The organism is Sphingomonas sp. GW821-FHT09E03, from assembly GCF_059416225.1.
Genome location: NZ_JBWKOS010000003.1, coordinates 150,763 through 161,921 on the forward strand (window position 1 = coordinate 150,763; position 11,159 = coordinate 161,921).

At 67.4% G+C, this 11,159-nt stretch carries 8 protein-coding genes; 7 read left to right on the plus strand and 1 reads right to left on the minus strand.

Going from position 1 to position 11,159, the window contains the following annotated elements:
• The first annotated feature begins 35 nt into the window (after positions 1 to 35).
• Positions 36 to 1,673 carry a M20/M25/M40 family metallo-hydrolase gene (locus tag AC07M8_RS08590; RefSeq protein ID WP_495173930.1) on the plus strand — a complete coding sequence of 546 codons (1,638 nt, stop codon included), beginning with the start codon at positions 36 to 38 and terminating at the stop codon, positions 1,671 to 1,673.
• On the plus strand, positions 1,673 to 2,425 hold the full coding sequence (rlmB, locus tag AC07M8_RS08595; protein WP_267397599.1) for a 23S rRNA (guanosine(2251)-2'-O)-methyltransferase RlmB: 753 nt from the start codon (positions 1,673 to 1,675) through the stop codon (positions 2,423 to 2,425). Before AC07M8_RS08590 ends, rlmB begins: the two co-directional genes overlap by 1 nt.
• Positions 2,426 to 2,760: 335 nt before the next feature.
• Here rlmB and AC07M8_RS08600 read toward each other — a convergent pair whose 3' ends face one another.
• The gene (locus AC07M8_RS08600; protein ID WP_495173931.1) at positions 2,761 to 3,078 is read right to left on the minus strand and encodes a 2Fe-2S iron-sulfur cluster-binding protein; all 318 of its coding nucleotides are present in this window, start codon (positions 3,076 to 3,078) and stop codon (positions 2,761 to 2,763) included.
• A 60-nt stretch (positions 3,079 to 3,138) separates the two neighbouring features.
• On the opposite strand from AC07M8_RS08600, the gene AC07M8_RS08605 reads away from it, so the two are divergent.
• From AC07M8_RS08605 to glgC, 5 genes are all read left to right on the plus strand, one after another.
• Positions 3,139 to 3,774 (plus strand): DNA-3-methyladenine glycosylase family protein, encoded by a 636-nt coding sequence (locus AC07M8_RS08605; RefSeq protein WP_495173932.1) that lies wholly within the window; start codon positions 3,139 to 3,141, stop codon positions 3,772 to 3,774.
• A gap of 69 nt (positions 3,775 to 3,843) precedes the next feature.
• Positions 3,844 to 5,175, plus strand: coding sequence for an Nramp family divalent metal transporter (locus AC07M8_RS08610; RefSeq protein ID WP_495173933.1), 1,332 nt, complete (start codon positions 3,844 to 3,846; stop codon positions 5,173 to 5,175).
• 83 nt (positions 5,176 to 5,258) lie between these two features.
• Entirely contained in the window at positions 5,259 to 7,682 is a 2,424-nt protein-coding gene (locus AC07M8_RS08615; RefSeq protein WP_495173934.1) for a glycogen/starch/alpha-glucan phosphorylase, read from the plus strand.
• Complete coding sequence (gene glgB, locus AC07M8_RS08620) at positions 7,679 to 9,832, plus strand: 1,4-alpha-glucan branching protein GlgB (protein WP_495173935.1); 2,154 nt, start codon at positions 7,679 to 7,681, stop codon at positions 9,830 to 9,832. Before AC07M8_RS08615 ends, glgB begins: the two co-directional genes overlap by 4 nt.
• 55 nt (positions 9,833 to 9,887) lie before the next feature.
• Entirely contained in the window at positions 9,888 to 11,150 is a 1,263-nt protein-coding gene (gene glgC / locus AC07M8_RS08625) for a glucose-1-phosphate adenylyltransferase (protein WP_495173936.1), read from the plus strand.
• The last annotated feature ends 9 nt before the right edge of the window (positions 11,151 to 11,159 follow it).

Below are 11,159 nucleotides of genomic sequence, written 5' to 3' on the forward strand. Positions count from 1 at the left end.
CATAGCACCGTCGCATCGTCATCGGGGGGAAAACCATGCGTCATCTGCTGTTCGCCGCCACCGCGCTCGTCGCGCTCTCGCCCGCCACCGCGCGCGAGGCCAAGCCGACGCCGCCGGTCAACCGCGCGCCCGACCGCACCAGCGTCAACACGATCATCGATCAGGGCACCAACCACAGCGAGGTGATGGTCACCGCCGAATACCTCGCCGACGTGATCGGCCCGCGGATGACCAACTCGCCGGCGATGCGCAAGGCAGAGGCGTGGACCCAGGCGAAGTTCAGCGAATGGGGGCTGCGCAACGTCCACAAGGAAGGCTTCGCCTTCGGCCGCGGCTGGTGGATCGAGCGCTCGAGCGTGCGCATGGTCACGCCGCGCGCGATCCAGCTCACCGCTATTCCCGTCGCCTGGACGCCCGCGACCCGTGGCGCGCTCACCGCGCCGGTGATCGTCGCGCCGATCAGGCGCGAACGCGATTTCGACAAATATCGCGGCCAGCTCCGCGGCAAGATCGTCATGACCAGCTTCCCCGAGGCCGCAAAGGATCCCACCGATCCGGCGTTCAAGCGGCTCGGCAGCGACGATCTTGCCAAGCTTGATCAGTTCCAGCAGCCGAGCTACGATCCCGCCGCCGCCGACCGCCGCCTCAAGCGGCTCGATTTTGCCAAGAAGCTCGATGCCTTTCTCCAAAGCGAGGGCGCGGTGGCGATGGCGACCATGGCCTATCGCGACGGCAAGCTGGTGAGCGGCGAAGGCTATCAGTTCGGCACCGGTGAGACGCCCGTGATCCCGGCGGTGCAGATCGCGCAGGAGGATTACCTGCGCCTCGCCCGCCTCGCCAAGGCCGGCCCCGCGCCGACGCTCGAGATCGACAGCGACGTCCGCTTCGACGACAGCGACGCCAACGCCTACAACATCATCGCCGAGATCCCCGGCACCGATCCCAGGGCCGGATACGTGATGGCCGGCGCCCATCTCGATTCGTGGGTGGCGGGCGACGGCGCCGCCGACAATGGCGCCGGCAGCGCCGAGATCATGGAGGCCGCGCGCATCCTCGCCGCGAGCGGCGTGCGGCCGAAACGCACCATCCGCTTTGCGCTGTGGGCCGGCGAGGAACAGGGCATCCTCGGCTCGATGGCCTATGTCGAGCAGCATCTCGCCCACCGCGGCTCGCCGAACGATCCGCCGCAGGCCGGGATGAAGGCCTATTACGGCTTCGCCAATCGCTGGCCGATCACGCCGCTGCCCGGCTACGGCGACCTTGCCGCCTATTTCAACATCGACAATGGCTCGGGCAAGCTGCGCGGCCTTTATGCCGAGAGCAACCCGGCGGTGGTCGCCACCTTCCGCGACTGGCTGAGCCCGTTTGCGTCGATGGGCGCCAACACCGTGGTCGTCCGCCCCACCGGCGGCACCGATCACGTGTTCCTGCAGCAGGTCGGCGTGCCGGGTTTCCAGTTCATCCAGGACCCGCTCGATTACGACAGCCGCGTCCACCACAGCGCGATCGACACCTATGATCATCTGAAAGCCGCGGACATGCGCCAGGGCTCGATCATTCTTGCATCGGTGTTGCTCAGCGCGGCAAATGCGGACAAGGCGCTGCCACGCCCGCCGTTGCCCACCAAGCCGGCGGTGACCGACCCCTTCGCTTATTCGGACGACGACGACTGATGGCCAAACGTGGACACCGCCCCAGCACCGGCACCGCCGGCCGGCCCCGCATGTGGGGACGCCACCCGATCATGGCGGCGCTTGCCAACCCCAATCGCGTCGTGCGCAAATTGTGGGGCACGCGCGAGGCGCTGGCGGCGCTCGATCTGCCCGCAGACCTGCAGGTGACCTTCGCCGAGGCACCCGATCTTGGCCGCATGGTGCCCGCGGATGCGCCGCACCAGGGTCTGGTGGCCGAGGTCGACCCGCTCGACGACATGTGGCTTGCCGACCTGCTGATGGCGGGCCGCGAGGATCCCGACGACCAGCGTCCGCTGGTGGTGCTCGATCAGGTCACCGATCCGCACAATGTCGGCGCCATCCTGCGCTCCGCAGCGGCGTTCAACGCGCTCGGCATCGTCACCCAGGATCGCCACTCGCCGCCCGAATCGGGCACGGTTGCGCGCGCCGCATCGGGCGCACTGGAGACGGTGCCGTGGATCCGGGTGGTCAACCTCGCCCGCGCGCTCGAGGAGATCGCCGAGGCCGGCTTCTGGCGGATCGGCCTCACCGGCCATGCCACGCAGACCCTCGCCGAGGCGATGGGCAGCCAGCGCATCTGCATCGTCCTCGGCGCCGAGGGCGAAGGCATGCGCCAGAATACCGAGGCGCATTGCGACGAGCTCGCCAAGCTGCCGATCTCGGGCAAGATCGAAAGCCTCAACGTCTCCAACGCCGCCGCCATCGCGCTCTACGCGGTCGCGGCGCGCTGAGCGGGCGCGCCGTTCGCACCACGCCGACACGCCCCCCCCACTCCTCCGTTCGTGCCGAGCCTGTCGAAGCACCCGAGACTCAAGCCCTTCGACACGCTCAGGGCAAACGGAGGGGCGTCCCTGCATCGATTAGACGGGATATACCCCGCTGCCCAAGGGCCCAGCGGAACGCTGAGCAGGAGGGCCGTTCGCACCACGCCAACACGCCCCCCCCCACTCCTCCGTTCGTGCTGAGCCTGTCGAAGCACCTGAGACTCAGGCCCTTCGACAGGCCAGGGCGAACGAGGGCGTCCTTCCATCGGTTATACGCGCTGCCATGGCGCCCGGCGGCGAGATCAGAACTCCTCGCCGATCCTGACCCTCAGTCCATCGAGCGCGGGCCCGAACGGCAGCTGGCACGACAGCCGCGAGGTCGCATCCCGCCCATCGACCCCGTCGAGCAAATCGTCCTCATCCTCGTCGATCGGCGGCAGTTTGGCAGCAAATTCCGGGTCGACATGGACATGGCAGGTGCCGCAACTGCAACCGCCGCCACACAGCGCCAGCAACTCGTCCACCCCGCCCTCGCGGATCACCTCCATCACCGAAAGCCCGGTCTCGCCAATGATCTCGCGCTCTTCCCCCTCGCGGGTCACGACGATAAGCTTGGGCATGATGGTCTCCACTCGATTGGCCGCATGCCTTGCCGCGTGCCCGCTACGGGATCAAGCACGGTGGGGCTGACCGCCGAGCAGCTGCGCAGCTCGCTCGATGCACTGGCCGCGATCGAACCCGGCTTCGCCGCAGGCCTGGCGCGAGTCGGCTATCCCGAACCTCGTATAAGCGCGCGCGGCTATCCGACGCTGCTGCGCACCATCATGGGCCAGCAGGTCAGCGTCGCTTCCGCTAACGCGGTGTGGCACAAGCTCGAGACGCTGGTCGGCGACGCCAGCGACCCCCATGCCATCACCGCCGCCAGCGACGAGACGCTGCGTGCCGCCGGCCTGTCGCACCAGAAGGCAGGCTATGCCCGCAGCCTTGCCGAGGAGGTGACCAGCGGCCGGCTCGATCTCGATCGTCTGCCGGCGGACGACGAAGAAGCGGCCGCGCAGCTGATCCGCGTCAAGGGCATCGGCCGCTGGTCGGCGGAAATCTACCTGCTGTTCGCGGAAGGCCGTCCCGACATCTGGCCGGCGGGCGATCTCGCGGTGCAGATCGAGATCGGCCGCCTGCTCGGCCACGATACGCGCCCGCCGGAGCGGCTGGTCCGCGACCTGTCGGCAGCCTGGCGCCCGCACCGCGGCGCACTCGCGGTGTTCACCTGGCATCATTATGGCAGCGACAAGCCAGCCGAGGCGGCACCGCTGTAGCGCCACCGGCATCGTCGCGGTCACGCTGGCCGTTGCCCCGCGGGTCCGCTTCGGCCACAGCTTTCCGCAATGACGCCCCCCGCCTCCTCAGCCCTCACCCCCCCCACCCCGGTCGCCGCCCCATCGCTGGTCGGCAGCCATCGCAGCGTCGCGCTGCCGCAGGGCGGCGCCGGCTGGCAACGGCTGGCGGCGTTCATGGGCCCGGGCTTCCTGGTCGCGGTCGGCTATATGGACCCCGGCAATTGGGCGACCGACATCGCCGGTGGCTCGGCGTTCGGCTACACCCTGCTCTCGGTCATCCTGCTCTCCAACCTGATGGCGATCGTGCTCCAGGCATTGTCGGTGCGGCTCGGCGTCGCCGCGGGGCTCGATCTCGCCCAGGCCTGCCGCGCGCATTACCGTCGCCCGGTGGCGCTGCTGCTGTGGCTGCTCGCCGAAACCGCGATCATCGCCTGCGACCTTGCCGAGGTGCTCGGCACCGCGATCGCGCTCCAGCTGTTGTTCGGCCTGCCGTTGGTCTGGGGCGTGATCATCACCGCGCTCGACGTGTTCCTGATCCTCGCGCTGCAACGCTTCGGCTTCCGCAAGATCGAGGCGTTCATCGTCGCGCTGCTGCTGATCATCGCCGGCTGCTTCTGCTTCGAGCTGATCGCCGCCAAGCCCGATGTCGGCGCGGTGATGGCGGGGCTGATCCCCTCGCCCGGCATCCTCACCGACCCTGCCAAGCTCTATCTCGCGATCGGCATCCTCGGCGCGACGGTGATGCCGCACAACCTCTATCTCCATTCCTCGATCGTCCAGACCCGCGCGTTCGACCATAGCGAGGCCGGCAAGGCGGAGGCGGTCAAGCTCGCGACGTGGGACAGCACCATCGCGCTCGGCCTCGCCTTCTTCATCAACGCCGCGATCCTGATCGTCGCCGCCGCGGTGTTCCACACCGCCGGGCGTACCGAGGTCGCCGAGATCGACGAAGCCTATCGCCTGCTCGCGCCGATGATGGGCGTCGGCGCGGCGAGCGTGATCTTCGGCGTCGCGCTGCTCGCCTCCGGTCAGAACTCAACCGTCACCGGCACGCTGGCGGGGCAGATCGTGATGGAAGGCTTCCTCAACCTGCGCCTGCCGGTGTGGGCACGGCGGATGGTGACGCGGCTGCTCGCGATCGTTCCCGCGGTGCTGGTGGTCGGCAGCGCGGGCGACGGCGGCGCCACCCGGTTGCTGGTATTGAGCCAGGTGGTGCTCAGCCTCCAGCTGCCGTTCGCGGTGGTGCCGCTGGTGAGCTTCACCGGCAATCGCGTCATCATGGGCCGGCTCGTCAGCCCGCTGTGGCTGCGGGTGCTCGCCTGGGGAATCGCCGCGGTGATCATCGCACTCAATCTCACCCTGCTGTGGGGCATGATCTGAGCGCCGAGGCAAGCCAACATTGGCGGTGACTTTTGCCGCGGCGCGGCGTTTATTGCGGGCCCGTTCATCATCACGGACCGCTTGTGACCGACACCCTAGTTGCTGCGACGCCGAACGCGCTCGCCGAGACCATCACCGACACCTTGGTCCACCGCATCGGCAAAGACGCCCAGGCCGCGCGCCCGCACGACTGGCTGGCGGCGACGATCCTCACCCTGCGCAACGAGATCATCGAGCGGTGGATGGAATCGACCAAGCAGGCGCATGCCGCCGGCGCCAAGCGGGTCTATTATCTCAGCCTCGAATTCCTGATCGGTCGGCTGTTGCGCGATGCGCTGTCGAACCTGCGCCATAACGACGAAGTCGCCGAGGCGCTCAAGACGCTCGGGGTCGATCTCGCCGATCTCGAGGAGATCGAGCCCGACGCCGCGCTCGGCAACGGCGGCCTCGGTCGCCTCGCCGCCTGCTTCATGGAGAGCCTCGCGAGCCTCGACCTGCCCGCCTACGGCTATGGCATCCGCTATGTGAACGGCATGTTCCGCCAGCGGATCAACGACGGCTGGCAGACCGAACTGCCCGAGAACTGGCTCGCGCACGGCAATCCCTGGGAGTTCGAGCGGCGCGAGAGCGCCTATTTCGTCGGCTTCGGCGGCGAGGTGGTCGCCGGTGCCAACAATCTGCCGCACTGGGCACCGGCCGAGGCGGTGGAGGCGGTCGCGTTCGACACGCCGATGGTCGGCTGGCGCGGCAAGCGCGTCAACACGCTGCGGCTGTGGAACGCCCGCGCGTTCGATCCGATCAAGCTCGACCGCTTCAACGCCGGCGACTTCCAGGGCGCGCTCGCCGGGCAACTGCGCGCCGAGACGCTCACCCGCGTGCTCTACCCGAACGATTCGACGCCGGCCGGCCAGGAGCTGCGGCTGCGCCAGGAGTATTTCTTCTCCTCCGCCTCGATCCAGGACATCGTCCGCCGTCACGTCCAGTATTTCGGCGACATCCGCACCCTGCCCGACAAGGCGGCGATCCAGCTCAACGACACCCATCCCGCGGTCTCGGTCGCGGAGCTGATGCGGTTGCTCACCGACTTCCACGAGCTCGGTTTCGACGACGCCTGGGATATCACCCGCGCCACCTTCGGCTATACCAACCACACGCTGCTCCCCGAGGCGCTGGAAAGCTGGCCGTTGCCCTTGTTCGAGCGGCTGCTGCCGCGCCACATGCAGATCGTCTATGCGATCAACGCCAAGCTGCTGCGCGAGGCGGCGGGCCGCCCCGGGATCGACGGCCGCGCGATCGCCGCGATCAGCCTGATCGACGAGGGCGGCGAGCGCCGGGTGCGCATGGCCAACCTCGCCTTTGCCGGCAGCCACAGCGTCAACGGCGTCGCCGCGCTCCACACCGAGCTGATGAAGCGCACGGTGTTCGCCGACCTCCACGGGCTCTATCCCGACCGGATCAACAACAAGACCAACGGCATCACCCCGCGGCGCTGGCTGCAGCAGTGCAACCCGGGGCTGACGACCTTGATCGCGAGCGCGATTGGCGAGGATTTCCGCGACGACGCGCAGAAGTTGACCGCGCTGGTTCCTTTCGCCGACGACGCCGCGTTCCGGGAGCGTTTCGCCGCCGTTAAGCGTTCGAACAAAGTGACGCTGTCGAGCCATATCAGGGAAAGCATGGGGCTGACGCTCGATCCGGACGCGATCTTCGATGTCCAGATCAAGCGCATCCACGAATATAAGCGCCAGCTGCTCAACATCATCGAGACGGTGGTGCTCTATGATCAGATCCGCAGCCACCCCGAGCGGCGCTGGACGCCGCGGGTCAAGCTGTTCGCCGGCAAGGCCGCGTCGAGCTATCACAACGCCAAGCTGATCATCAAACTCGCCAATGACGTCGCCAAGCGGGTCAACGCCGATCCCAGCGTCGGCGACCTGCTCAAGGTTGCCTTCCTGCCCAATTACAATGTCAGCCTCGCCGAGAAGATCATCCCCGCCGCCGACCTCAGCGAGCAGATCTCCACCGCGGGGATGGAAGCCTCGGGCACCGGCAACATGAAATTCGCGCTTAACGGCGCGCTCACGATCGGCACGCTCGACGGCGCCAACATCGAGATCAAGGATCACGTCGGCGACGACAATATCTTCATCTTCGGCCTCACCGCCGACGAGGTCGCCGAGCAGCGCAGCCACGGCTACAATCCCCGCGCGCTGATCGAGGGCTCACCCGAGCTCGCCCAGGCGATCTCGGCAATAGCATCGGGCGTGTTCTCGCCCGACGATCCCGACCGCTACAAGGGGCTGATGGACGGTCTCTACGGCAGCGACTGGTTCATGCTCGCCGCCGATTTCGGCGCCTATGCCGCCGCCCAGCGCGACGTCGATGCCCGCTGGAACGACCCCGCCGCCTGGGGCCGCTCGGCGATCCTCAACGTCGCCAACGTCGGCTGGTTCTCGTCGGACCGGACGATCGGCGAATATGCGCGCGATATCTGGAACGTGATGTGACACCGCCGAGTGGCGCCATCTCCGCTCTCCTGGAAGGGCGCCACGACGATCCCTTTTCGTTGCTCGGCGCCTTCGCCGGGCCGGAGGGCACGTTCGCGCGGGTGTGGCTGCCGGGCTCGGAAGTTGCTCAGGCGTTCAGCCTCGCCGGCGACGATCTCGGCGCACTTGAGCAGGTCGACGGCCGCGGCCTCTTCGAGGGGATCATCGAGGGCGCGCCCCAGCCGCTCCGCTACCGCGCCGGCGCCAAGGGCGCCGAATGGTGGGTGACCGACGCCTACAGCTTCGGCCCGGTGCTCGGCCCGACCGACGATTTCCTGATGGCCGAAGGCACCCACTTCCGCCTCTACGACAAGCTCGGCGCGCATCTGATCGAGCATCAGGGCGCATCGGGCATCCACTTCGCGGTCTGGGCGCCCAACGCCCGCCGCGTCTCTGTGGTCGGCGACTTCAACGACTGGAACGGCACCCGCCACGCGATGCGCCACCGCGTCGATGTCGGCGTGTGGGAGATCTTCGTCCCCGACGTCGGCGCCGGCCGCAGCTACAAGTTCGAGATCGTCGGCCCGGACGGCACGCTCCAGCCGCTCAAAGCGGATCCTTACGCCTTCGCTGCCGAACTGCGCCCCGCCACTGCCTCGATCACCACCGCCCCCGCCACCCACGTCTGGGGCGACGAGGATCATCGCGCGAGCTGGGCCGCGACCGATCCGCGCCGGGTGCCGATGAGCATCTACGAGGTCCATGCCGGTTCGTGGGACCGCGACGAGCATGGCTGGTTTCTCACCTGGGACGCGCTTGCCGACCGGCTGATCCCCTACGTGGTCGATCTCGGCTTCACCCACATCGAATTCATGCCGATCAGCGAGCATCCCTACGATCCGAGCTGGGGCTACCAGACAACCGGGCTCTATGCGCCCTCGGCCCGGTTCGGCGATCACGAGGGCTTCGCCCGCTTCGTCGACGGTGCCCATCGCGCCGGCATCGGCGTGCTGCTCGACTGGGTACCCGCGCATTTCCCCACGGACGCGTTCGGCCTCGCGCGGTTCGACGGCACCGCGCTCTACGAGCACGAAGACCCGCGGCTCGGCTACCACCCCGATTGGAACACCGCGATCTACAATTTCGGCCGGCGCGAGGTGAAGGCGTTCCTGGTCAACAACGCGCTGTTCTGGCCCGAACGCTACCATGTCGATGGCCTGCGCGTCGATGCGGTCGCCTCGATGCTGTACCGAGATTATTCGCGCAAGAGCGGCGAGTGGATCCCCAACAAGGAGGGCGGCCGCGAAAATTGGGAAGCGGTGGAGTTCCTGCGCACCGCCAACCGCCAGGTCTATGCCCAGCATCCCGGCACCTTCACCGTCGCCGAGGAATCGACCAGCTGGCCCGGCGTGTCGCTGCCCGCGCACGAGGGCGGCCTCGGTTTCGGCTTCAAGTGGAACATGGGCTGGATGCACGACACGCTCCAATATTTCGCCCGCGAGCCGGTCCACCGCCGCCATCACCATGCCGAGATCACCTTCGGCCTGGTCTATGCCTTTGACGAGAATTTCGTGCTGCCGCTCAGCCATGACGAAGTGGTCCACGGCAAGGGATCGCTGCTCGCCAAGATGGCCGGTGACGACTGGCAGCAATTCGCCAATTTGCGCAGCTATTACGGCTTCATGTGGGGCTATCCCGGCAAGAAGCTGCTGTTCATGGGCCAGGAATTCGCCCAGCGCCGCGAATGGAGCGAGAATCGCGCGCTCGACTGGGATCTGCGCACCAGCCATGCGCACGAAGGTGTGCGCAACCTCGTGCGCGACCTCAACCGCCTCTACCGCGAGCATCCCGCGCTCCACGCGCGCGATTGCGAGGGCGAGGGCTTCGAGTGGCTGATCGGCGACGATTCGACCAACTCGGTGTTCGCCTGGCTGCGCAAGGCGCCGGGCGCCAAGCCGGTTGCGGTGATCGCCAATCTCACGCCCGTCGCGCGTGCGCCCTACCGGGTGCCGCTGCCGCACGCCGGCCGCTGGCGCGAGATCTTCAATTCCGACGCGCAAGGCTATTGGGGCTCGGGCCTCGGCAATCTCGGCGGCGTCGACGCCGAGCAGGGCGGCGCCTGGGTCACCCTGCCGCCGCTCGCCACCATCATGCTGGAATTCGAGGGATGAGCATGCGCGCGGCCCGGCAACGACCAGATAACAACAAGAACACAGGAGCGGGACAATGATCGACAGACACCGGCAGCCACTATCGCGCGACGCGATGGCCTATGTGCTGGCGGGCGGCCGCGGCAGCCGTTTAATGGAACTGACCGATAACCGCGCCAAGCCCGCGGTCTATTTCGGCGGCAAGAGCCGGATCATCGATTTTGCGCTGTCCAACGCGATCAACTCGGGCATCCGCCGCATCGGCGTGGCGACGCAATACAAGGCGCACAGCCTGATCCGCCACCTCCAGCGCGGCTGGAACTTCCTGCGCCCCGAGCGCAACGAGAGCTTCGACATCCTGCCCGCCTCGCAGCGCGTGTCGGAGACGCAATGGTATGAAGGCACCGCCGATGCGGTGTACCAGAACATCGACATCATCGAGAGCTATGGCCCCGAGTTCATGGTCATCCTCGCCGGCGATCACATCTACAAGATGGATTATGAGATCATGCTCCAGCAGCACTGCGACAGCGGTGCGGACGTGACCGTGGCGTGCATGGAGGTGCCGCGGATGGAGGCGGTGGCGTTCGGCGTGATGCACGTCGACGAGACCGACCTGATCATCGATTTCGTCGAAAAACCGGCCGATCCGCCGTCGATCCCCGGCAGCCCGGACATCGCGCTCGCCAGCCTCGGCATCTATGTGTTCTCCACCAAGTTCCTGTTCGAGGAACTGCGCCGCGACGCCGCCACCGAAGGCTCGAGCCGCGATTTTGGCAAGGACATCATCCCCTACCTCGTCAAGCACGGCAAGGCGCAGGCACACCGCTTCTCGGCAAGCTGCGTCCGCTCCAGCGGCGAGCCCGCCGCCTATTGGCGCGATGTCGGCACCATCGATGCCTATTGGGAAGCCAATGTCGATCTCACCGATGTCATTCCCCAGCTCGACCTCTACGAGCACGAATGGCCCCTGTGGACCTATTCGGAGATCACCCCGCCCGCCAAGTTCGTCCATGACGAGGATGGCCGCCGCGGCTCCGCCGTATCAAGCCTGGTGTCGGGCGACTGCATCGTTTCGGGCTCGACGATCCACCGCAGCCTGCTGTCCACCGGCGTGCGCGCGCACAGCTTCTCGTCGCTCGAGGAAGCGGTGGTGCTGCCGCAATGCCATATCGGCCGCGGCGCGCGGCTGCGGAAGGTGGTGGTCGATCGCGGCGTGATCATCCCGGACGGGCTGATCGTCGGCGAGGATCCGGTGTTCGACGGCCAGCGCTTCCGCCGGACCGACAAGGGCGTGTGCCTGATCACCCAGCCGATGATCGATCGCCTGACCGCGTGAGAACCATGT

Coding starts and splice junctions, on each gene's coding strand:
- rlmB (WP_267397599.1), top strand. CDS start 1,673: ATGGCCAAACGTGGACACCGCCCCAGCACCGGCACCGCCGGCCGGCCC.
- AC07M8_RS08600 (WP_495173931.1), bottom strand. CDS start 3,078: ATGCCCAAGCTTATCGTCGTGACCCGCGAGGGGGAAGAGCGCGAGATC.
- glgC (WP_495173936.1), top strand. CDS start 9,888: ATGATCGACAGACACCGGCAGCCACTATCGCGCGACGCGATGGCCTAT.
- AC07M8_RS08610 (WP_495173933.1), top strand. CDS start 3,844: ATGACGCCCCCCGCCTCCTCAGCCCTCACCCCCCCCACCCCGGTCGCC.
- AC07M8_RS08590 (WP_495173930.1), top strand. CDS start 36: ATGCGTCATCTGCTGTTCGCCGCCACCGCGCTCGTCGCGCTCTCGCCC.